At 59.6% G+C, this 21,343-nt stretch carries 20 protein-coding genes; 14 read left to right on the top strand and 6 right to left on the bottom strand.

The annotated features are described in order from the left end of the window. Positions 1-13 precede the first annotated feature (13 nt). Positions 14-301 carry an Rdx family protein gene (locus PF1751_RS19940; protein WP_021490851.1) on the top strand — a complete coding sequence of 96 codons (288 nt, stop codon included), beginning with the start codon at positions 14-16 and terminating at the stop codon, positions 299-301. A gap of 41 nt (positions 302-342) precedes the next feature. Here the strand turns inward: PF1751_RS19940 and PF1751_RS19935 are convergent, their stop codons facing one another. From PF1751_RS19935 to PF1751_RS19925, 3 genes are all read right to left on the bottom strand, one after another. Further along, complete coding sequence (locus PF1751_RS19935; protein WP_010208716.1) at positions 343-624, bottom strand: hypothetical protein; 282 nt, start codon at positions 622-624, stop codon at positions 343-345. A 132-nt stretch (positions 625-756) separates the two neighbouring features. Continuing rightward, positions 757-1,641: a DMT family transporter gene (locus PF1751_RS19930; RefSeq protein WP_044287609.1), complete on the bottom strand. Its 885-nt coding sequence runs from the start codon at positions 1,639-1,641 to the stop codon at positions 757-759. 99 nt (positions 1,642-1,740) lie between these two features. Continuing rightward, positions 1,741-2,490: an AraC family transcriptional regulator gene (locus PF1751_RS19925; RefSeq protein ID WP_044287607.1), complete on the bottom strand. Its 750-nt coding sequence runs from the start codon at positions 2,488-2,490 to the stop codon at positions 1,741-1,743. 137 nt (positions 2,491-2,627) lie between these two features. Between PF1751_RS19925 and PF1751_RS19920 the strand changes: the two genes are divergently transcribed. Next, positions 2,628-3,437: a UDP-2,3-diacylglucosamine diphosphatase gene (locus tag PF1751_RS19920; protein WP_010208719.1), complete on the top strand. Its 810-nt coding sequence runs from the start codon at positions 2,628-2,630 to the stop codon at positions 3,435-3,437. Positions 3,438-3,502: 65 nt separating this feature from the next. Here the strand turns inward: PF1751_RS19920 and PF1751_RS19915 are convergent, their stop codons facing one another. From PF1751_RS19915 to phhA, 3 genes are all read right to left on the bottom strand, one after another. Continuing rightward, positions 3,503-4,696: an amino acid aminotransferase gene (locus PF1751_RS19915; RefSeq protein WP_044287605.1), complete on the bottom strand. Its 1,194-nt coding sequence runs from the start codon at positions 4,694-4,696 to the stop codon at positions 3,503-3,505. Continuing rightward, positions 4,696-5,052 carry a 4a-hydroxytetrahydrobiopterin dehydratase gene (locus PF1751_RS19910; protein ID WP_010208721.1) on the bottom strand — a complete coding sequence of 119 codons (357 nt, stop codon included), beginning with the start codon at positions 5,050-5,052 and terminating at the stop codon, positions 4,696-4,698. The genes PF1751_RS19915 and PF1751_RS19910 overlap by 1 nt, the downstream gene beginning before the upstream one ends. 97 nt (positions 5,053-5,149) lie before the next feature. Further along, positions 5,150-5,941 (bottom strand): phenylalanine 4-monooxygenase, encoded by a 792-nt coding sequence (gene phhA / locus PF1751_RS19905; protein WP_044287603.1) that lies wholly within the window; start codon positions 5,939-5,941, stop codon positions 5,150-5,152. A 257-nt stretch (positions 5,942-6,198) separates the two neighbouring features. Between phhA and PF1751_RS19900 the strand changes: the two genes are divergently transcribed. The 12 genes from PF1751_RS19900 to fliD all read left to right on the top strand — a co-directional run bounded on the left by PF1751_RS19900 (position 6,199) and on the right by fliD (position 21,206). After that, complete coding sequence (locus tag PF1751_RS19900; protein ID WP_010208723.1) at positions 6,199-7,761, top strand: sigma-54-dependent phenylalanine hydroxylase transcriptional regulator PhhR; 1,563 nt, start codon at positions 6,199-6,201, stop codon at positions 7,759-7,761. Between the two features lie 242 nt (positions 7,762-8,003). Next, positions 8,004-8,744 carry a flagellar basal body rod protein FlgF gene (locus tag PF1751_RS19895; RefSeq protein ID WP_010208724.1) on the top strand — a complete coding sequence of 247 codons (741 nt, stop codon included), beginning with the start codon at positions 8,004-8,006 and terminating at the stop codon, positions 8,742-8,744. Between the two features lie 71 nt (positions 8,745-8,815). Beyond that, the gene (flgG, locus tag PF1751_RS19890) at positions 8,816-9,601 is read left to right on the top strand and encodes a flagellar basal-body rod protein FlgG (protein WP_005790105.1); all 786 of its coding nucleotides are present in this window, start codon (positions 8,816-8,818) and stop codon (positions 9,599-9,601) included. A 53-nt stretch (positions 9,602-9,654) separates the two neighbouring features. Continuing rightward, on the top strand, positions 9,655-10,350 hold the full coding sequence (gene flgH / locus PF1751_RS19885) for a flagellar basal body L-ring protein FlgH (RefSeq protein WP_010208725.1): 696 nt from the start codon (positions 9,655-9,657) through the stop codon (positions 10,348-10,350). 27 nt (positions 10,351-10,377) lie between these two features. Beyond that, positions 10,378-11,466 (top strand): flagellar basal body P-ring protein FlgI, encoded by a 1,089-nt coding sequence (locus tag PF1751_RS19880; protein WP_033901075.1) that lies wholly within the window; start codon positions 10,378-10,380, stop codon positions 11,464-11,466. A gap of 4 nt (positions 11,467-11,470) precedes the next feature. Next, positions 11,471-12,742 (top strand): flagellar assembly peptidoglycan hydrolase FlgJ, encoded by a 1,272-nt coding sequence (gene flgJ / locus PF1751_RS19875; protein ID WP_042571869.1) that lies wholly within the window; start codon positions 11,471-11,473, stop codon positions 12,740-12,742. A 10-nt stretch (positions 12,743-12,752) separates the two neighbouring features. Beyond that, positions 12,753-14,798, top strand: a complete 2,046-nt coding sequence (flgK, locus tag PF1751_RS19870) for a flagellar hook-associated protein FlgK (RefSeq protein WP_029529075.1) — start codon at positions 12,753-12,755, stop codon at positions 14,796-14,798. Positions 14,799-14,812: 14 nt separating this feature from the next. Then, on the top strand, positions 14,813-16,417 hold the full coding sequence (locus PF1751_RS19865) for a flagellar hook-associated protein 3 (RefSeq protein WP_042571868.1): 1,605 nt from the start codon (positions 14,813-14,815) through the stop codon (positions 16,415-16,417). A 276-nt stretch (positions 16,418-16,693) separates the two neighbouring features. Beyond that, on the top strand, positions 16,694-17,623 hold the full coding sequence (locus PF1751_RS19860) for a ketoacyl-ACP synthase III (protein WP_010208730.1): 930 nt from the start codon (positions 16,694-16,696) through the stop codon (positions 17,621-17,623). A 265-nt stretch (positions 17,624-17,888) separates the two neighbouring features. Next, positions 17,889-19,310 carry a flagellin N-terminal helical domain-containing protein gene (locus tag PF1751_RS19855; RefSeq protein WP_029529076.1) on the top strand — a complete coding sequence of 474 codons (1,422 nt, stop codon included), beginning with the start codon at positions 17,889-17,891 and terminating at the stop codon, positions 19,308-19,310. 75 nt (positions 19,311-19,385) lie between these two features. After that, positions 19,386-19,736 carry a flagellar protein FlaG gene (locus PF1751_RS19850; RefSeq protein WP_010208733.1) on the top strand — a complete coding sequence of 117 codons (351 nt, stop codon included), beginning with the start codon at positions 19,386-19,388 and terminating at the stop codon, positions 19,734-19,736. Between the two features lie 81 nt (positions 19,737-19,817). Then, complete coding sequence (gene fliD / locus PF1751_RS19845; protein WP_010208734.1) at positions 19,818-21,206, top strand: flagellar filament capping protein FliD; 1,389 nt, start codon at positions 19,818-19,820, stop codon at positions 21,204-21,206. The last annotated feature ends 137 nt before the right edge of the window (positions 21,207-21,343 follow it).

Here is a 21,343-nt window from a genome sequence, read left to right as displayed (position 1 = left end):
AACCTCTCAAATTATGTCTTCGATCAAACCCGAGATCGTCATCACCTATTGCACCCAGTGCCAGTGGCTGCTGCGCGCCGCCTGGCTGGCGCAGGAATTGTTGAGTACGTTTGCCGATGACCTGGGGAAAGTGTCGCTGGAGCCGGCCACCGGTGGCGCGTTTCGCATCACCTGCGACGGCGTGCAGATCTGGGAGCGTAAGGCTGATGGTGGCTTTCCTGAAGCCAAGGTGCTGAAGCAGCGTGTACGCGACCGGATAGACCCGCAGCGTGACCTGGGGCACAACGATCGTACACAGTGAGAGTCACCACCTGATGAGGGCGGTGACCTTGTGGTGCAGCGTTATTTGGCCGCCATCTTTTGTTTGATGAAGCCAATAAGCCAGGTCAGCAACAGCCCACCGACGCCACCGCCAACAATATTGCTGCCGACCGCCGCCACATCCAGCGCCTCGCCGCCGGAGGTGCCCGTCAGTGCCGCGACAAGCTGACCCAGCACCAGTCCGCCTACACCACCGATAACGGTATTGAGCCCGGTCCCCAGGCTCTGTTTGGTCATTCCTGCAATGTTGCCGCCGACGGCCCCGCTGATAATCTGCACCAACAAACTGATGAACATTTCCATAGTAAAGCTCCCGCATCGCGTTGAGGTTTTGACCACTCGCGTGCAGCAACTTCAGAAAATACCCAGGCTGTCGTCGAGCTGTCGGTTATCCGTTGAACGACTACTCACTGTTGCGGATATTTAAAGTATAGATCAGACCGTTACAGCGGGCTGTTTGGCTTGGCTGGCGCTGCCCATCAGGCCGGACAGCACAATGGCGACAATGATCAGCGCGCCCCCCAGCAGCATGCGCAACGTCGGGGTTTCGGCAAACAGCAGCCAGGCCGCGGTGATGCCGTAGACCGGCTCCATGGCAAACACCACCGAAGCAGTGCGTGCCTTGATCACTGCGAGGCTGGCGACAAACAGGCTGTGGGCCAGGCCGGTGCAGAACACGCCGAGCAGGCCGATCCACAGCCAATCAAGCGCCCTGACATCCGCCAGCGCCGGGGCCGCGACGGGCAACAGGCACACCGCGACCACCACGTTCTGGCACAGCGCTGCCTGCACCGCCGGGATGCGCCCGGAACTGGCGCGGTTGTTCAGCGACAGCAGCGAAAACAGCAACCCCGAGGCGATCCCCCAGAGCAACCCGCTGGTGGCTTCGCTGGCGAGGTTGAAGTCCGGGGTCACCAGCACCAGGCCGACGCTGACCAGCGCCACTAGCATCACTTCGTTAGCCCGGATGCGCTCGCGGAAGATCAACCCTTCGAGGATCACGGTAAAGGCCGGGAACGCGGTGAAGCCCAGGGTCGCGACGGCCACGCCGGCCACCTTCACCGCTATAAAGAACGTCACCCAATGCGCCGCCAGTAATACACCGCTGACCAGTAGCCGGCGCCAGTCACGCAGCTCCAGCGTTTTCCAGGCGGTGTTGCTGGCGAACCGTGCAAACACCGCCAGGGCAACCACGGCAAACGCGGCGCGGCCAAAGACGATGACGGCCGGCGAGGCGGCGGCCAGTTTGCCGAATACGCCGGTGAGGCCAAACATCAGTGCGCCGATATGCAGGGCGCCGAGGGCTGAGCGGGGAGTCATTGCGATCCTTGAATAAAACGGGTGACAGAAGCGCAGTCTAGTGGCTCGCCAGTACAGGTGTCTGTCGCTCGGCTCGCGATTTTTATCGCGAGGCTCTCGCTACGCGTTGCGTCGCAAAGCACCCGGGGAGGCGCCAAACTCACGCAGCATCGCCGCCGCAAATGCACTTTGCGAGGTATAGCCGACGCGCTCAGCGATTTCGCCGATGGGCAACGGGGTTTTGCGCAGCAGGTCCAAAGCCATTTGCAGGCGACGGCTACGGATATAGTCCATCGGCGTCTGCCCGCATTCCGCCATGAAGCGTGCATGCAAGCGCGGCACCGACAGGTCGGCGATGCGCGCCAGGTCGGCCACCTGCAGCGGGTGTGCAACATGGCGCTCGATATGCGCGTTGAACGCCGCGTACGGCAAACGCCGGCCCAGCGCCGGTTGGGCTGGCGGATGATTGAGACTGGCCATTAGCAGGATCGCACCTTGCTGGACGATCAGCGGGTCATGCACCGGGCTGTGCGCCAGCCATTGCACCAGTTGGTGCTGCCGTGAGTCCAGGGTCAGCCGCGCCGGTTGATCCAGCAGGCGGCGACTGGCATCGGCGTGTTCCCCCAGCGATTGCAGCACCCAGTGCTCGGTGGGCACATCCAGCACCAGGCAGCGGCTGCCATCGCGACTGCAGCACGCATGGTGGGCGGAGAAGGGCAGCACCATCACGCTGCTTTCGCGCACCTGGCTGCCACGGCCGTTCACTTCCAGGTCCAGATGCCCGGACAGGCCGAACACCAATTGCGCATGGTCATGGCTGTGGGCGAGGGGCGCTTCGACGTAGTGGCGTAGGGTGAGGGCGGGTCCCATTGCGGTCTCCTGGGCGGCAAGCGGGCAGTCTACAACGCTTTGCGGGCACTGAGCGCTGTCATCAGACTGACGCATCGTTGTCATAGGCTATTAATCGCCAGGGTGCAAGCTCGCGAAAACACCGTCGAGGGATGCCCATGACCAGTGCCGAGTTCGCCAAGCCCAGCCGCAAGCAACGGGTTCGTACCCTGTGGATATCCGATGTGCACCTGGGCACCCGGGATTGCCAGGCCGAACATTTGTCGCAGTTCCTCAAGGGTTATCACGCCGACAAGGTCTACCTGGTCGGTGACATCATCGACGGCTGGAAACTGCGTGGCGGCATGTATTGGCCCCAGGCCCACACCAACGTGATCCGCCGCCTGCTGACCATGGCCAAGCGCGGTACCGAAGTGATCTACGTCACCGGCAACCATGACGAATTCCTGCGTCGTTATTCCAAGCTGATCCTGGGCAACATCCAGTTGGTGGACGAAGCGGTACACGTGACTGCCGATGGCCGGCATCTGTTGGTGATTCATGGCGATCAGTTTGACGTGATCACCCGTTACCACCGCTGGCTGGCGTTCCTTGGTGACTCGGCTTACGAGTTCACCCTCACGCTGAACCGCTGGCTGAACCACTGGCGTGCGCGCTATGGCTATGGCTATTGGTCGCTGTCTGCGTACCTCAAGCACAAGGTCAAGACGGCGGTGAACTTCATCAGCGATTTCGAAGAAGCCATCGCCCATGAAGTGACCAAACGTGAGCTGCACGGCGTGGTCTGCGGGCATATCCACCATGCGGAGATTCGCAAGGTGGGCGAGGTGGATTACCTCAATTGTGGGGATTGGGTGGAGTCGTGCACGGCGTTGATCGAGCACTGGGATGGGAGTATCGAGTTGTATCGGTTGGCGGATGCGCAAGCGAAAGCAGCACTGCTAAAAGCTGAGATGGTTGCGGGCTAGAGGATTCACACAGCCAAGCAATGTGGGAGATGGCAAGCCAGCTCCCACATGGGGTCCCGGTTTCTTCAGTTGGAAACGTCGGCGATGGCTTTGGCCAGCAATGTCAGGCGTGTCGCATCGATGCCGGCCACGTTGGCCCGTCCCGAACTCACCATATACACGCTGTGTTTCTCGCGCAGTTGCTTCACCTGTTCGGCACTCAAGCCGGTGTAGGAAAACATCCCGCGCTGCGCCCCGATATGCGCGAACCGCGCCGACAAGCCGTGTGGCGCTAACGCCTCCACCAGCCCCGAACGCAGGTGGGCGATTCGCGAACGCATGGCTTCAACCTCGTCGCTCCACCGCTTTTTCAGTTCGGCATCACCCAGGATGGTCGCCACCACCGCAGCACCATGGTCCGGCGGCGTCGACCACAGGTTACGCGCCGTGTTGGCAAGCTGGCTGCGTACATCCGTCAGCTTCTCGGCATCCGCCGCACACACGATCAACGCGCCGACGCGGTCGCTGTACAAGCCGAAGTTCTTCGAGCACGAACTGGTCACCAGCACTTCCGGCAGCTCCGCCGCAAACAGCCGCACCGCCCAAGCATCCTGCTCCAAGCCGTCGCCAAAGCCCTGGTAGGCGAAGTCGATCAGCGGCAGCAGCTGGCGCTCGCGCACGATCTGCAGTACCTGGCGCCAATCGTCCTGGGACAGGTCGAAACCCGTCGGGTTGTGGCAGCAGGCGTGCAGCAGCACGACATCGCCCTTGGGCACTGTGGACAAGGTGGCGAGCATCGCCGCCACGTCCAGGCGGTTGTCAGCGCCCACGTACGGGTAATGACTGACTGGAATGCCAGCCTTGGCAAAGATAGTTTCGTGGATCGGCCAGGTCGGATTGCTCAGCCACACGCCACGGCCCGGCAGGTTGTGCGCAATGAAGTCGGCGCTCAGGCGCAGGGCGCCAGTGCCGCCTGGGGTCTGGGTGGCGCCGGCGCGGCGCTCGCGAATCAATGCCGAATCGGCACCGAGCACCAGCTCGCTGATCAGCGTGCCGAAGGCCGCATTACCGTGGCCGCCGATGTAGGTCTTGGTGGTTTGCGTGTCCACCAGGCGCTGCTCGGCCAACTTGACCGAGTGCGGAATCGGCGTCAGGCCCTGATCGTCCTTATAGACGCCCACGCCCAGGTCGAATTTGTTCGGGTTGGTGTCGTGGGCGTACAGGTCCATCAGCCCGAGGATCGGGTCGCCGGGCACGCGGCCAATGGCATCGAAATGCATTACTTGCGGCCCTCGGCGTCCTTGGCCACTTCGTCGGTGCGCGCGGCCATGATGAAGTCGTTGCGGTGCAGGCCTTTGATGGAGTGGCTCCACCAGGTCACGGTGACTTTGCCCCATTCGGTGAGCAGGCCCGGGTGATGGCCTTCGGCTTCGGAGATTTCACCCATGGCGTTGGTAAAGGCCAGGGCGAATTTGAAGTTCTTGAACAGGAAAACCTTTTCCAGTTGCATCACGCCGTCGCGGACTTCGATGTTCCAGTCGGGGATCTGCTTGAGCAGCACCGGCAATTCTTCATCGCTGACTTGTGGGGCATCGGCGCGGCAGGCTTCGCAATGGGCTTGGTTCAACGTGGTCATGGTGGTGTCCTGAATTCGAGTGTTTGAAGATCAGTAGCGTCACCCTAAAGCAACGCGCGGCCAGGGAACAGACTCACCTGGCCTCAAGATGTAAGGTTCACGCCGCCTTGGGCTTGGGCGGAAACTTCGGTGCGTGCAGACCCAACTGCATGCCACGCTCCACCATGCCCATGATGTCCTCCTGCGCCACTTCAAACAGGCGCTTGAGGTCAGGCAGCACGAAATACAGCGGTTGCAGAATGTCGATGCGATACGGCGTGCGCATCGCTTCCAGCGGGTCGAACACTTGATGCTCGGGCTCGGACGACAGGCTGTACACCGTCTCCTTGGGCGACGACAGAATGCCGCCACCGTAGATGCGTCGACCTTCGGGCGTGTCCACCAGGCCGAACTCGATGGTCATCCAGTACAGGCGCGCCAGGTACACCCGTTGCTCCTTGGTGGCCGCCAGGCCGAGCTTGCCGTAGGTGTGGGTGAATTCAGCAAACCAAGGGTTGGTCAGCAGCGGGCAGTGGCCGAAGATCTCGTGAAAAATGTCCGGCTCTTGCAGATAGTCCAGTTCTTCGCGGGTGCGGATAAATGTCGCCACCGGAAACTGTTTGCTGGCGAGTAATTCGAAGAACGTCTGGAAGGGGATCAGCGCCGGCACACGGGCGACCTGCCAGCCAGTGGTCTCGGCCAGCACCTTGTTGATTTCATCCAGTTGCGGAATACGATCGTGGGGCAGGCCGAGCTTGTCGATGCCATCCAGGTATTCCTGGCAGGCGCGACCCTCGATCACTTTCAACTGGCGAGTGATCAGGGTGTTCCACACCGCATGTTCTTCCTGCGAGTAGTGGATAAAACCTTGCGCATCGGGCTCGCGGGCCACGTATTGCGTCTGCTTCATACGGCTCTCCTGCTAGGCATTCGTTCTTGTTATGTCCTGCGATGAGCTTATTGATACCCCGTGCGCGGCCAGATTCCATCTGTTTAAAGCGGCCACAGGTAGGAAAAGTTACCGCTTTTCGTAAAGTATTCGTTACGCTTGTGGGGGTGGCCGTTGTGCTGGGCTGTGAAAAGCCCGCAGGCTGTCACATAATCTTGACGACTATCTGCGCCCAGCGACAAAAAGACGCGGCGCCTCCCCACTTTTCGGGCCTCTTCATGCGTATCAAAGTGCACTGCCAGAACCGCATCGGCATCCTGCGGGACATCCTCAACCTGCTCGTGGAGTATGGCGTCAACGTCGCCAAGGGCGAGGTGGGCGGTGAGCATGGTAATGCCATCTACCTGTTTTGCCCGAACCTGGTGAACATGCAATTCCAGGCGTTGCGCCCGCAGTTCGAGGCGATTGCCGGGGTATTTGGTGTCAAAAGGGTAGGGCTGATGCCCAGCGAGCGTCGGCATATGGAGCTCAATGCGCTGCTTGGTGCCTTGGAGTTTCCGGTGTTGTCCATCGATATGGGCGGCTCGATCGTCGCCGCCAACCGTGCGGCGGCGCAGTTGCTCGGGGTGCGTGTGGACGAGGTGCCGGGGATTCCGCTGTCGCGCTACGCCGAGGACTTTGATCTGCCCGAACTGGTCCGCGCCAGCAAATCGCGGATCAACGGCCTGCGGGTCAAGGTCAAGGGCGACGTGTTCCTGGCGGATATCGCGCCGCTGCAATCCTCCGAACATGACGACAGCGAAGCCATGGCCGGTGCCGTGCTGACCCTGCACCGCGCTGACCGCGTCGGTGAGCGCATCTACAACGTGCGCAAGCAGGAACTGCGCGGCTTTGACAGCATCTTCCAAAGCTCCAAGGTCATGGCCGCCGTGGTACGCGAAGCCCGACGCATGGCGCCGCTGGATGCGCCTCTATTAATAGAAGGCGAAACCGGCACTGGCAAGGAACTGCTGGCGCGTGCCTGTCACTTGGCCAGCCCACGTGGGCAATCGCCGTTGATGGCGCTCAACTGCGCGGGCCTGCCCGAGTCGATGGCCGAGACCGAGCTGTTCGGCTACGGCCCCGGCGCGTTCGAAGGCGCACGCGCCGAAGGCAAGTTGGGGCTGTTGGAGCTGACGGCGGGGGGGACGTTGTTTCTCGATGGTGTCGGAGAAATGAGCGCACGCTTGCAGGTGAAATTGCTGCGCTTCCTGCAGGACGGTTGCTTCCGTCGCGTAGGCAGCGATGAAGAGGTCTACCTGGACGTGCGCGTGATCTGCGCCACGCAGGTGGACTTGTCCGAGCTGTGCGCCCGTGGCGAATTCCGTCAGGACCTCTACCACCGCCTCAATGTGTTGTCCCTGCATATCCCGCCCCTGCGCGAATGCCTCGACGGGCTGGCGCCCTTGGTGGATCACTTTCTCGACCAGGCCAGCCGGCAGATCGGCTGCCCCCTGCCGAAGCTGGCGCCGGCTGCGATGGATCGCCTGAGCCACTACCACTGGCCAGGCAATGTGCGGCAACTGGAAAACGTGCTGTTCCAGGCGGTGTCGTTGTGCGAGGGCGGGACGGTGAAGGTCGAGCATATCCGCTTGCCGGATTATGGCGTGCGTCAGCCGCTTGGCGATTTTTCCCTGGAGGGCGGCCTGGAGGACATCGTCGGCCGCTTCGAGAAGGCGGTGTTGGAAGCCTTGTACGCCGAGCATTCCAGCAGCCGACAGTTGGGCAAGCGCCTGGGGGTGTCCCACACCACCATCGCCAATAAGTTGCGTGATTACGAAATTCTCAAGGCTGACAAGTGATTGTCTGACACTCCTAGGTCAACACACATTTGATCTTTGTCGCTAATACGACCGGGGTTTGCCGTTAGCGGCAGTAGTCCGCCGTTTTTTCGACTCGCGCCCAATCACGAAATCATCACACCTCAGCGCAAACCCCCGCCCCGCCTGCACTTCATCGTCTTTTTAAAAGTTGGTTCGCAAATTGCTTAAGCCTCATCAGTACAGCGGTGGGCGGCAAGCGTCCGTCAGAAAGAGGAAAGAGCGTGGACAAGTACCTTTATGTGGCAATGACCGGCGCCAGCCAGAATGCTCTGGCGCAGAAGGCCCATGCCAACAACCTGGCGAACATTTCCACCAATGGTTTCCAACGTGATCTGGAGCAGGCGCGTTCGATGCCGGTGTTCGGTGACAGCTTTCCGGCGCGGGCGTTTGCCATGACCGAACGCCCAGCCACTGACTTCACCCCCGGCGCCATGATCGAGACCGGCCGTGACCTGGACGTTGCCGTCAATGGCGATGGCTGGATGGCCGTGCAGACCCCGGACGGTGGCGAAGCCTACGTGCGCAGCGCGAGCATGAACGTCGATGCATTGGGCGTGCTGCGCGCCGGCAACGGTATGCCGATCATGGGTAACGGTGGTCCGATTGCCGTGCCGCCGCAGCAGAAGATCGAAGTGGGTTCCGACGGCACCATCAGTATCCGTGCCATGGGCGAGGGCCCGCGGGTGATGGCAGAAGTGGACCGCATCAAGCTGGTCCAGCCTGACCTGAAGAACATGAATAAAGGCCTGGACGGCACCATCCACACCAAGGATGGCCAGCCAGCCCAAGCCGACGCGAACGTCAAGCTGACCTCGGGTTTCCTGCAGGCGAGCAACGTCAATGCCGTGGAAGAAATGACCGCGGTGCTGGCGCTTTCCAAACAGTTCGAGCTGCACATCAAGATGATGAACAGCGCCAAGGAAGACGATCAGGCCATGACTCGCGTCATGCAGATGAGCTGATAGCCGCGTCACTGAACCACGACTAATTTCGCAGCGCAGCGCCAACAAACAGGCGCACGAAGGAGAACAGCATGCTTCCGGCTCTATGGGTTGCCAAAACAGGTTTGTCCGCCCAGGACACCAACCTGACCACCATTTCCAACAACCTGGCCAACGTGTCGACCACGGGTTTCAAACGTGACCGCGCCGAGTTCCAGGACTTGCTTTATCAGATCAAGAAGCAACCAGGCGCCCAGTCGACCCAGGACAGCGAACTGCCGTCGGGCCTGCAATTGGGTACCGGTGTGCAGATCGTCGGCACCCAGAAGAACTTCAGCGCCGGTAACCTGCAACAGACCGGCCAGCCGCTGGACATGGCCATCAACGGCCGTGGCTTCTTCCAGATCCTGCAGCCAGACGGCACGACTTCCTACACCCGTGACGGTACTTTCCACCTGGACTCCAACGGCCAGATCGTCACCGCCAACGGTTTCGCCCTGGAGCCGGCCGTGGTTGTTCCTGCTGACGCCAAGACGTTCACCGTCGGCAACGACGGCACCGTGTCCATCACCGTGGCCGGCAACCCGGCGTCGCAAGTGATCGGCAACCTGCAGACCGCCGACTTCATCAACCCGGCCGGCCTGCAAGCCATGGGTAACAACCTGTTCCTGGAAACCGCCTCCAGCGGCGCGCCGCAAATCGGTACGCCTGGCTTGAACGGTTTCGGCACGACGCTGCAAAGCACCCTGGAAACGTCCAACGTGAGCACGGTTGAGGAGATGGTCAACATGATCACCACCCAACGCGCCTACGAGATGAACTCCAAGGTGATTTCCACCGCCGACCAGATGCTTTCGTTCGTAACGCAGAATCTGTAATCAAGTCTATGGGGCGCTCTTGAGGGTGCCTGCAACACCGTGAGGTAAGGGTCATGAATCGCTATGTTTCCGTTCTGGCATTGAGTGGGATTGCCGTGCTCGCGGGCTGTGTCGCCCCGACACCAAAACCCAATGACCCGTACTACGCGCCGGTGTTGCCACGTACGCCGTTGCCGGCGGCTGCCAACAACGGTTCGATCTATCAGGCCGGCTTCGAACAGAACCTGTACAGCGACCGCAAGGCGTTCCGGGTCGGTGACATCATCACCATCACCCTGAACGAGCGCACCCAGGCCAGCAAGAACGCCAACTCTCAAGTCGGCAAGACCAGCAAGGCTGGTATCGGTCTGACGTCGTTGTTCGGCGCTGTGCCCAACGTCAACAACCCATTGGGTGATGGCGACCTGAGCCTCAGCGCCGGCTACAGTGGCGACCGTGCCACCAACGGCAAGAGTGCAGCGGGGCAGGGCAACAGCCTGACCGGTTCGATCACCGTGACCGTGGCCGATGTACTGCCCAACGGCATCATCGCCGTACGCGGTGAAAAGTGGATGACCCTCAACACCGGCGACGAGCTGGTGCGCATTGCCGGCATGGTCCGTGCCGATGACATCTCCACCGACAACACCGTGCCGTCCACGCGGATTGCCGATGCACGCATCACTTATTCCGGCACGGGCGCCTTTGCCGATGCGAGCCAGCCAGGCTGGTTCGACCGTTTCTTCCTTAGCCCGCTGTTCCCTTTCTAGGTGGCCACTTTGAACTTCAAACAGCTGATGGCGGCCGCACTCCTGCTTTCCTTGAGCGCTGTCGCCCAGGCCGAACGCCTGAAGGACATCGCCAGCATCTCCGGCGTGCGTTCCAACCAGTTGATCGGCTACGGCCTGGTGGTGGGGCTCAACGGTACGGGTGACCAGACCACGCAGACCCCGTTCACCCTGCAGACCTTCAATAACATGCTCTCGCAGTTCGGCATCAAGGTGCCGGCGGGATCGGGCAACGTGCAGTTGAAAAACGTCGCGGCCGTGTCGATCAGTGCTGACTTGCCGGCGTTCTCCAAGCCGGGCCAAGTGGTGGACATCACCGTGTCGTCCATCGGTAACTCGAAAAGCCTGCGTGGCGGCACCTTGCTGATGACGCCGCTCAAAGGTATTGACGGCAACGTCTACGCCATCGCCCAGGGCAACCTGGTGGTGGGCGGGTTTGACGCCGAAGGTCGCGACGGGTCGAAGATCACCGTCAACGTGCCATCGGCCGGTCGTATTCCGGGTGGCGCCACGGTTGAACGCACCGTGCCGAGCGGTTTCAACCAAGGCAACAGCCTGACCCTGAACCTCAACCGCTCCGACTTCACCACCGCCAAGCGCGTGGTCGACAAGATCAACGACATGCTCGGCCCAGGCGTGGCCCAGGCCATCGACGGCGGCTCGATCCGTGTGACTGCGCCGCTGGATCCAAGCCAGCGTGTCGACTATTTGTCGATCCTGGAAAACCTTGAAGTCGACCCAGGCCAGGCCGTGGCCAAAGTCATCATCAACTCGCGTACCGGCACCATCGTGATCGGCCAGAACGTCAAGGTGTCGCCGGCAGCGGTGACCCACGGCAGCCTGACCGTGACCATCACCGAAGACCCGATCGTCAGCCAGCCAGGGCCTTTGTCCAACGGCCAGACGGCGGTGGTGCCACGTTCGCGCGTCAATGCTCAGCAAGAAGCCAAGCCGATGTTCAAGTTCGGCCCCGGCACCACCCTGGATGAGATTGTCCGTGCGGTGAACCAGGTGGGCGCAGCGCCCGGCGACTTGATGGCGATCCTTGAAGCGCTGAAACAGGCCGGCGCCTTGCAAGCCGACCTGATCGTGATCTGAGGCCATGGCCATGGATATGCGCAAGAGCGGTATCAGCAGCACGGCGGACTCGGGGTCTTACTCCGACTTGAACCGGCTTAACCAGCTCAAGGTCGGCGACGACAAAAACAGCGAAGGCAACATGCGCAAGGTCGCGCAGGAGTTCGAGTCGCTGTTCTTGAGCGAGATGCTCAAGTCCATGCGTTCGGCCACCGAGGCGCTGGGCAAGGACAACCCGATGAACACGCCGGCCGCCAAGCAGTACCAGGAAATGTACGACCAGCAACTGGCGGTTTCGATGTCCCGCGAAGGCGGTGGTATCGGCCTGGCTGACGTGCTGATGCGCCAGATGCAAAAGAACAAACCGGTGGAGGCCCAGGCCGCCACGTTGCAAGGCCCGGCGGCTGCCGAAGCTGTGAAGAAAGTTGATGTGCCGACGGAGATTGCGGCGGGTACCCAGGCCGTAGGTCCGTTGGGCCGCTCCAATGGCCAGCGCCCGCTGTGGGCTTACCGCGTGGCGGAGCCACAGGCCGGCGCCGTGGCCTCCCACAGCAATGACATGGAGCTGATGAATCAGCGCCGTATTGCCTTGCCAAGCAAGCTGACCGATCGCCTGCTCGCCGGCATCGTGCCGAACGCGCCAGTCGCGATCGATGCCAAAAGCGCACCGCTGCGTAACAGTGCGGCCGACGACAACGTGGTCAACAGCACCGCGCGCACGTTTGCCGTGCCGAGCGGGCGCATGCAGGTCTATGGCCGCGCCGTGGCCCAGCCACCGTTGGCGCCGGCGAAGAAAGCCTTCAGTTCGCAGGACGAATTCGTCGCCACCATGTTGCCGATGGCCAAGGCGGCTGCCGCGCGCATTGGTGTCGATCCGAAGTACCTGGTGGCCCAGGCTGCCCTGGAAACCGGTTGGGGTAAATCGGTGATGCGCGCAGAGGATGGCAGCAGCAGCCACAACCTGTTCGGCATCAAGGCTGGCCAGAGTTGGCAGGGCGGCCAGGCCCGCGCGATCACCAGCGAGTTTCGCGATGGGGCGATGGTCAAGGAGACGGCGCAGTTCCGTTCCTACAACTCGTACCAGGACAGCTTCCACGACCTGGTGACCTTGCTGCAAAGCAATGATCGCTATAAAGAAGTTGTGAAGTCGGCCGACAACCCGGAACAGTTTGTTCGCGAGTTGCAAAAAGCCGGTTACGCCACCGACCCGGCCTATGCCAGCAAGATTTCGCAGATCGCCAAAACGATGGACAGTTACCAGAACTACGCTGCCGCTGGCGCAACCACACATTTATAAGGTCTGAACCATGAGTTTGCTCAGTATCGGGATGTCAGGGCTAAACGCCTCTCAAGGAGCGTTGTCGGTCTTGAGTAACAACATTGCCAACGCCAATACCTCGGGCTACTCGCGCCAGCAGACCACCCAGAGTGCGAGTGCGTCGAACCCGTATGGCGGCGTGTTCATCGGCAGCGGCACGACCCTGGCGGACGTGCGTCGGGTCTACAACGAATTCCTCGATGCGGCCTACCAGAACAGCACCGCGCTCAACAACGATGCCAAGGCTTATTCGAGCCAAGCCAGTGCCATCGACAAAACCCTGTCGGACAAGACCACCGGCATGTCTTCGGTACTCAGTGCGTTCTTCGCCGCGGTGCAGACCTCTGCGGCAAATCCAAGCGATGTTTCCGCGCGGCAGGTGTTGCTGACCAGCGCCCAGACGTTGAGCAATCGTTTCAACTCGATTTCGACCCAACTGAACCAGCAAAAAGAGTCGATCAACGGCCAGTTGAAGACCATGAGCGATCAGGTCAACCAGTTGACCTCTTCGATTGCCTCCCTGAACAAGCAGATCACTCAGGCGCAGGGCTCAAGCAACAGCGCTCCGGCGAACTTGCTGGATGCACGTAATGAGGCAGTACGTTCGCTGAATGAGTTGGTGGGCGTCACTGCCGTCGAAAAGAACGGTGTATTCAGCGTCAGTACCGGCACAGGCCAGTCCCTGGTGCTGGGTGATCAATCCAACAGCATTTCAGCGGTGCCGAGTTCGAGCGACCCTAGCCAGTACACCATCCAGCTCAATGCAGGCGGCGGGACCTCAGTGGACATGGGTAATGTACTCAGCGGCGGCAGTATTGGCGGCTTGCTGCGTTATCGCAGCGATGTCTTGATGCCTGCCATCAATGACCTGGGGCGTATCGCAATCGTAACTGCGGACACGATCAACAGTCAGCTGGGCCAGGGCGTTGACCTGAACGGTGACTTTGGTTCGTCCTTGTTCAAGGATATCAACAGCGCCGCTGCCATTGCGCAACGTAGCGTGGGCGCGGCGGGTAACAGTGCTGGCTCCGGTAACCTGAATGTGACCATCAGTGATACCAGCAAGCTGACCCCCTACGACTATAAAGTCACCTTCACCAGCGGCAACAACTACACGGTGATGCGTTCCGACGGCAAGTCCATGGGGGCGTTCGACACCACTACCACGCCGCCGCCGGTTATTGATGGTTTCACCCTGGCCCTGGATGGCAAGGGGCCGATGGCCGCAGGCGACAGCTTCAAGGTCAGCCCTACTGCCAACGGCGCCACCAACATTGGCACCGATTTGAAGGACGCAAATAAGATCGCGTTCGCCGGGCCGTTGCTGGGTGAGGGCAGCAAGACCAACCAGGGCACCGGCACCTTTACGCCGCCAACCCTGACGGTGCCTATCGATATTCACGGTGGTGCCAATACCGCTCAACTGCGAACCGGCATTGAGCACTCGATGCCGGTAAAAATGGTGTTTGGTAAGCCCGCGGCTGACGGTACTCAGGCCTACACGGTCAACGATGCTCAAGGTAATCCAATCGGCACGGGCAGCATCATTCCGGGCCAAACCAACAAGATCACCATTGATGTGCCGATGCGTGACGCCAACGGTGCGCTGGTGGTGCCGGCCAAGAGCTTCAAGTTTGATACCGCTGTCGGTGGGGCACCCGCCGATGGCGACAGCACGACCTTTTCTTTCAATGCTTCGGGCAAGTCGGATAACCGTAACGCCCAGGCGTTGCTTGACCTGCAAACCAAGGCCACCGTCGGCCTGGCGGATGGTAGCGGTGGAGGCGTGAGCCTGGTAGCGGCCAACAGCCGGTTGGTGTCAACCGTCGGCGCCAAGGCGGCTTCGGGGATTACCGACACCACCGCCACGGGCGCACTGCTCAAGGCCAACCAGGATGCACGCAACTCGGTATCCCAGGTCAATCTGGATGAAGAGGCCGGTGACATGATCAAGTTCCAGCAGTACTACACCGCGTCGTCGCAGATCATCAAAGCTGCGCAAGAAACCTTCAGTACGCTGATCAATAGTCTTTAAGGGAGCCTGGGACGATGCGCATTTCTACCGCACAATACTTCGAAACCACTTCCGCCAAGTATTCGGATAACTACTCAAGCGTCGTGAAGGCCCAGAACCAGGCCAGCACCGGAGTGCGCGTTGAAACTGCCTCCGATGACCCGGTCGCGGCAGCGCGCCTGTTGATGCTGCAGCAACAGAAAGACATGTTGAGCCAGTTCAACGGCAACATCACTAGCTTGAAGAACTCGCTGACCAACGAAGAAAGCGTGCTGGGCTCGATCAACGACGCGCTGCAGAAAGCCAGTGAGCTGGCCTTGCGTGCGGGCGGCTCGCTGAGCGATGCCGATCGCAAGTCGATTGCCGGCGAAATTGGCGCGATAGAGGATCAAGTGCTGGGCTTGCTCAACAGCAAGGATGCGTCGGGCAACTATCTGTTCTCCGGGTCCAAGACTGCGACCCCGCCTTATAGTCGCAACAGCGATGGCACCTATACTTACCAAGGGGACGAGACCCCATTGAGCCTGCAGGTTTCGGATACGCTGAAGATCCAGGCGGGCGATACCGGCAAGAGCATCATGGGGGGAGCGGCGAATTCGGGTCGCACCCAGGCTACCTGGATAGCACCACCGATCGTCCCGCCGGCGACGGCGCCGGTGCCGAACGACAATAAAGTCTCGTTGTCGGCAGGTCTGGTGACATCGGGCACTGACTACACCAAGCAATTTGCCGACGGCCAGCCTTACAAGTTGACCTTTACCAGCAGCACCCAATACAAGGTCTCCGACAAGAACGGTAACGACATCACTTCGGAAATTCCGGGTAATGGTACTTTCGACTCCACCAAGGAAGGCGGTTCCAGCGTGAACCTGCGCGGCGTGAAGTTCGATATCACGCTGGACCTCAAGGATGTTGCGTCGGGGCCGAACGCGGATGCTCTGGTTAAGGACCGTTCGTTTAGTCTGGCCGCCAAGCCGGACACCTTCAGTGTGTCGCGTACTCCAAGCAACCCATCCACTGCGCAGTTGACCAATGCCTCGGTGACCAATCAGGCGGCGTATGCCAGCACATTCCCGGCGAACAGCGGTGCGGTGATCAAATTCACCTCTGGTACTGCGTACGAGGTGTATGCCCAGCCCTACACGGCTGACAGTAAAGCCATTGCTACAGGTGACACGGGAGGCGGCACGACGGTCACGGCGGCCGGGGTGACGTTTGATGTCAGCGGTACACCGCAAAGCGGCGATCAATTCGCAGTCGCTGCAACGACGCAGAAGACTCAGAATGCACTGGATACCCTCAGCCAGCTGCGCCATGCCCTGGAGCAACCGGCCGACGGTAATCCTGCGGCGATGATCAAGCTCAAGGATGCCCTGGATGCTTCCATCGCCAACTTTGGTAATACCCGTACCCAGGTCGATAATGTCCGCGGGTCCATTGGCGCGCGGCAGAATGCACTGGATATTCAGACCAGCGAGAACACCAGCATCGGCCTGGCTAACACCAGCACCATGAGTGATCTGGGCAATATCGATACGGCTCAAGCCGCAATCAACCTGACCTTGCAGCAAACCATGCTGCAAGCCTCCCAGTTGGCCTTCGTGAAAATCTCGCAATTGAGCCTTTTCAACAAGATGTAAGTGGCTCTACGTCAAGCGGCCCGCTCTGGAAACAGGGCGGGCCGTTGTCGTTTCTGGGGCTTAATTGTTTGAAGGTTTTGCACAAAGCACACAAAATTGAGTGACCTGTGAGTCATAAAGCGCATCTTCACTGTATCGTATGAAAAGGATAAGTCGTCACAGGGTCCTTGCGAGGCGGCTTTCAGCGAGATTTTTATGGGGTTATCCCCTTTATTGTCAGCACTCCGGGCGTAGTCCCAGGGGTGTTCTCCAGCTATTTAGTATTGGGAAGCCACAATGATTGGCATAAAAAGCATCGCCAGTTACGTGCCGGCAGACGGGATCGATAACTACGCCCAGGGTGCCAAATTCGCCAAGGATGAAGAGTTCATCATTGGCAAGATCGGTTCGGCGTTCCTGCCGCGCAAGGAAGCCGCGCAGGAAACCTCCGATCTGTGTGTCGAGGCGGTCAACGCTTTGTTTGCCAATAACCCGGATCTGAAGCGCGAGTCCATCGACGCGCTGATCGTCGTCACCCAGAACGGCGATGAAGAAGGGCTGCCGCACACGGCTGCCATCGTCCAGGACAAACTCGGCCTGCCGACCCACGTGGCAGCCTTTGATATCTCCCTGGGCTGCTCCGGCTATGTCTACGGCATCTACGCGATGAAAGGCTTCATGGAAGCCGCAGGCCTGAAAAACGGCCTGCTGATCACCGCCGACCCGTATTCGAAGATCGTCGACCCGGAAGACCGCAACACCACCATGCTGTTCGGCGATGCCGCCACCGCCACCTGGATGGGCGAAGACGCACCGTGGTTGCTGGGCAAGTCGAAGTTCGGCACCGACGGTTCCGGTGCACCGCACCTGAAGGTCAGCGACGGCGTGTTCTTCATGAACGGTCGTCAGGTGTTCAACTTCGCTTTGCTCAAGGTGCCGGCTCACCTGCATGAGCTGCTCAATGAGTCGGACCTGAAGGCTGATGAGATTGATGCCTTCTGCATTCACCAGGGCAGTGCAGCCATTGTCGACGCTGTGGCGCGTCGTTTTGAAGATGCACCGGTGGACAAGTTCATCAAGGACATGGTCGAGACCGGCAACACCGTGTCGTCGAGTATTCCATTGCTGCTGGAAAAGCACGTGATGGACGCCACCTGGAAACGCGTGGCCATCAGCGGTTTTGGTGTGGGCCTGTCGTGGGGTTCGGCGATTCTCTATCGCCCTTGATGCCTTGATAGCTTCAACAAAAAAACGCCGAGGGTCGAATGACCCTCGGCGTTTTTTATTTGGCGCCAGAAAACCCAATGAAATCGGCGTTTCGGGCCTGCGTAAACCCTTGAATTGCAAGGGGTGGCACGGCGCCAGTAAAAAAATTCAAAAAAATCCTCAAGCAACCGGCTACCACGACGATAACTATTACGTAGGTTCTCAGGCCACACCCGGCGGTTGCCAGGGCCGGAAGCCGCAGTATCCATCCAACGAGGATTTCGTCATGGCTTTAACAGTAAACACCAACATTGCTTCCATCACTACCCAGAACGGCCTTGGCAAAGCGGCCAACTCGCTGCAAACCTCCATGCAGCGTCTGTCCACTGGTCTGAGCATCAACAGCGCTAAAGACAACGCTTCGGGCCTGCAGATCTCCAACCGCCTGACCAGCCAGATCAACGGCCTGGGCCAAGCTGTAAAGAACGCCAACGATGGCATCTCCATCGCGCAAACCGCTGAAGGCGCAATGCAGGCTTCGACCGACATTCTGCAAAAAATGCGTACCCTGGCTCTGTCCTCGGCCACCGGCTCCCTGAGCGACGCTGACCGTACTTCCAACCAGGAAGAATACCAGGCGCTGACTTCGGAACTGACCCGTATCTCGCAGACCACTACTTTCGGTGGCCAGAAACTGCTGGACGGTTCGTACGGCACCAAAGCTATCCAGGTTGGCGCTAACGCTAACGAAACCATCAACCTGTCCCTGGACAACGTTGCTGCTAACAACATTGGTTCGCAGCAAATCAAGAGCGTGGGCGTTGCACCTAGCGCTTCGGGTGTTGCTGGCGGCGTGATCGGTATCACCGGTAACGGCCAGACCAACAGCGTAACCGTAGCTGCCGGCAGCTCGGCCAAAACCATTGCCAGCCAACTGAACGGCGCTGTAGGTGGCCTGAGCGCTTCCGCTAGCACTGAAGCTCAGTTTGTAGTCGGCGCTGCTGCCAAGACTGCACCGGCTACTTTCTCGATGACCGTTGGTGGCCAAACCACCACCTTCACCGGCGTGACCGACACCGCCAGCCTGGCCGACCAACTGAAGTCCAACGCTGCCAAACTGGGTATTAGCGTTAACTTCGACGAAGCCAAGCAAAGCCTGTCGGTTAAATCCGACTCCGGTGAAAACCTTGAGTTCAGCGCTGCAACCGCCGCTGGTTCGATCACTGTTGCGACCAAAGACGGCAGCGGTAGCTACGGTAGCGCCGTGGCCATCGCCAACGGCTTGAAAGCCACTGGCGCGGTGAACCTGGATTCTTCCAAAGGCTACGCTCTGAACGGCGCTGGTGTAACTGGTCTGTTCGCTGCTACTGGCACCGCCGCTGCTTCGGCCAAGACTTCTGTTGCTCAAACCGACGTGACCAGTGCCTTCAACGCACAGTCCGCCATCGCTGTAATCGACAAAGCCATTGGCGGCATCGACAGCGTACGTTCGGGCCTGGGTGCTGTTCAGAACCGTCTGACCACAACTGTAGACAACCTGACCAACATTCAGAAGAACTCCACCGCTGCACGTTCGACTGTACAAGACACAGACTTCGCTGCTGAAACAGCCGAGCTGACCAAGCAACAAACCCTGCAGTCGGCGGCTACCGCGATCCTGTCGCAAGCCAACCAACTGCCATCCGCTGTACTGAAGCTGCTTCAGTAATAACGGCGCTTGGTAACTGACGGAAGGGCGCGTTTACGTGCCCTTTCGTCTTTTCGGTTTTAGAGGAGATTGGACATGGATATGAGTGTAAAGCTAGCCTCGTCTTATCCACCGGTTGCACCTCAAAGCGCACCCGTCCCGGCAGTTGCGGACAAAGACAAAACCAGGGTCGAGGCGATTGTGCCGACCACCGGTGAGCCTGAGCGGGCTGACCTTGAAAAAGCAGTCACTGATATTCGAGAATTCGTACAAGCGGCCCAGCGCAAACTGGACTTTTCCATAGATGATTCCACCCATCGGGTTGTGGTCAAGGTTATCGCCACTGAAAGTGGTGAGGTGATTCGCCAGATCCCGTCGGAAACTGCCTTGAAGTTGGCACAGAGCCTGGCGACTGCCAGTCACGTGTTGTTCGACGAAAAGGTCTGAGCTGGCATGAAACTTGTTGCGCTGACGGATTGAAGTGTTGTTCGTCAAGAAAGCGGCAACAATCGAATTAGGAGAAAGACGATGGCGAGTACCACGGTTAACGGTGTTGGTTCGGGTATCGACATTCAGGGCATTGTGAAGTCGCTGGTGGACGCTGATCGTGCGCCCAAGCAGACCCAGATCAACACCCAGTCACAGAAAGCAACTACTCAGCTGTCGTCGATCGGCAAAATTCAGTCGGCTTTGGATGCGTTCCGGGGCGCAATCAAAAGCATGACTGATGACAATAGTTTCAGTGGCTTGACGGGTACGTCATCGAACGAGAAGGTCGCCACCATGACGACGGGGAAGGGGGCAGCCAACGGCAGCTTCAACCTAGTGGTCAACCAATTGGCCCAGCCTTCCAAGTTGTCGACCACAACGCTGACGGGGGGCGCCTCTACGGTGGTCAACAAGGGGGATACGGCCACGACATTATCCATCTCCCAGTCGGGCAAGAAGTTCGACGTGAGTGTTCCGCCAGGTGCAACCTTGCAGCAGGTGCGTGACTCGATTAACTCGCAGTTTGGCACCTCCGGCCTGAGTGCCAACATCGTGACCGATGCCAGTGGTTCGCGCATGGTATTGACCTCTACCACCGGCGGTGTGGGATCGGATCTTACCCTTTCGGGCAACTCGGGTATCGATACCGGTTACAAAGTGATCGATGAGCCCAAGAATGCCGAGTACACGATTGATGGTGTTGCCTATACGGCCAAGACCAACAACATTACGGATGCGGTCAGTGGCGTCAGTATCAAGCTGCTTTCGGTATCTCCGCCAGTCAGCAGTACCGACCCCACCAAGGCGGTCACGACTATTTCTGTCTCTACCAGTACCGCCGCGCTTAAATCCGGGGTCAAGGGTTTCGTCGATAGCTACAATGCCCTGCTCAAGGCGATGAATGCTGAAACCAAGGTGACGAAGGATGCTGCGGGTAACTCCGTGTCGGCTACTCTGACTGGTGATGCGAACATGCGCTCTTTGCAGAGCGCCCTGCGTTCCGAGTTCAATGCCTTGTCGGGGAACGGCCAGTTCAAATCCTTGGCACAATTTGGTATCGGCACCGATTCCAATACCGGTCTGTTGACCATGGATGACAAGGCCTTTGACAAGGCCGCCTTGACCAACGCAGCTGACATCAACAGTATGCTGGGCGGCAAGGACGGCTTGTTGGCCCGCATGACAGCTGCGACAGACGGCTATGCAAAGCCGACCACTGGAGTCTTCGCGACGCGCTCAAGTGCACTCTCCGACAGCCTCAAGAAGCTGACCAAGGATCAGTCGGACCTGGACGCTCACGTCCAGGACCTGACCGACAGCCTGACTCGCAAGTACGCGGCCATGGACTCCCTGGTCGCCCAGCTGCGCCAGCAGAGCAACAACATCATGGGTACTCTCAACGCGCTGAACAACCAGAAAAACAGTTGATCGCGCGCCCATGAAAAAGCCCAGGTCCATCGGCCTGGGCTTTTTTCTTAGAAAGACCATCGGGTTAAAGTTTTTTGCGGCCCAGTCGACACAATGGTTACTGAAATCCTTTTCGCTGTTACCTGTCACGAGGTAGA

Source organism: Pseudomonas simiae (assembly GCF_000934565.1).
Classification (GTDB): domain Bacteria; phylum Pseudomonadota; class Gammaproteobacteria; order Pseudomonadales; family Pseudomonadaceae; genus Aquipseudomonas; species Aquipseudomonas simiae.
The sequence above is the reverse complement of the archived record's forward strand: the minus strand, read 5'-3'. Positions and strand labels throughout refer to the sequence as shown.

Bases quoted from the DNA above. Each gene is read 5' to 3' on its own strand.
- flgK (WP_029529075.1), top strand. From the start codon at position 12,753: ATGAGTTTGCTCAGTATCGGGATGTCAGGGCTAAACGCCTCTCAAGGA.
- PF1751_RS19925 (WP_044287607.1), bottom strand. From the start codon at position 2,490: ATGGGACCCGCCCTCACCCTACGCCACTACGTCGAAGCGCCCCTCGCC.
- PF1751_RS19910 (WP_010208721.1), bottom strand. From the start codon at position 5,052: ATGACCACGTTGAACCAAGCCCATTGCGAAGCCTGCCGCGCCGATGCC.
- PF1751_RS19940 (WP_021490851.1), top strand. From the start codon at position 14: ATGTCTTCGATCAAACCCGAGATCGTCATCACCTATTGCACCCAGTGC.
- PF1751_RS19850 (WP_010208733.1), top strand. From the start codon at position 19,386: ATGGATATGAGTGTAAAGCTAGCCTCGTCTTATCCACCGGTTGCACCT.
- PF1751_RS19935 (WP_010208716.1), bottom strand. From the start codon at position 624: ATGGAAATGTTCATCAGTTTGTTGGTGCAGATTATCAGCGGGGCCGTC.
- PF1751_RS19880 (WP_033901075.1), top strand. From the start codon at position 10,378: ATGGCGGCCGCACTCCTGCTTTCCTTGAGCGCTGTCGCCCAGGCCGAA.
- PF1751_RS19920 (WP_010208719.1), top strand. From the start codon at position 2,628: ATGACCAGTGCCGAGTTCGCCAAGCCCAGCCGCAAGCAACGGGTTCGT.
- PF1751_RS19865 (WP_042571868.1), top strand. From the start codon at position 14,813: ATGCGCATTTCTACCGCACAATACTTCGAAACCACTTCCGCCAAGTAT.
- PF1751_RS19855 (WP_029529076.1), top strand. From the start codon at position 17,889: ATGGCTTTAACAGTAAACACCAACATTGCTTCCATCACTACCCAGAAC.
- flgJ (WP_042571869.1), top strand. From the start codon at position 11,471: ATGGCCATGGATATGCGCAAGAGCGGTATCAGCAGCACGGCGGACTCG.
- PF1751_RS19915 (WP_044287605.1), bottom strand. From the start codon at position 4,696: ATGCATTTCGATGCCATTGGCCGCGTGCCCGGCGACCCGATCCTCGGG.
- PF1751_RS19860 (WP_010208730.1), top strand. From the start codon at position 16,694: ATGATTGGCATAAAAAGCATCGCCAGTTACGTGCCGGCAGACGGGATC.
- fliD (WP_010208734.1), top strand. From the start codon at position 19,818: ATGGCGAGTACCACGGTTAACGGTGTTGGTTCGGGTATCGACATTCAG.
- PF1751_RS19900 (WP_010208723.1), top strand. From the start codon at position 6,199: ATGCGTATCAAAGTGCACTGCCAGAACCGCATCGGCATCCTGCGGGAC.
- flgH (WP_010208725.1), top strand. From the start codon at position 9,655: ATGAATCGCTATGTTTCCGTTCTGGCATTGAGTGGGATTGCCGTGCTC.
- phhA (WP_044287603.1), bottom strand. From the start codon at position 5,941: ATGAAGCAGACGCAATACGTGGCCCGCGAGCCCGATGCGCAAGGTTTT.
- PF1751_RS19930 (WP_044287609.1), bottom strand. From the start codon at position 1,641: ATGACTCCCCGCTCAGCCCTCGGCGCCCTGCATATCGGCGCACTGATG.
- flgG (WP_005790105.1), top strand. From the start codon at position 8,816: ATGCTTCCGGCTCTATGGGTTGCCAAAACAGGTTTGTCCGCCCAGGAC.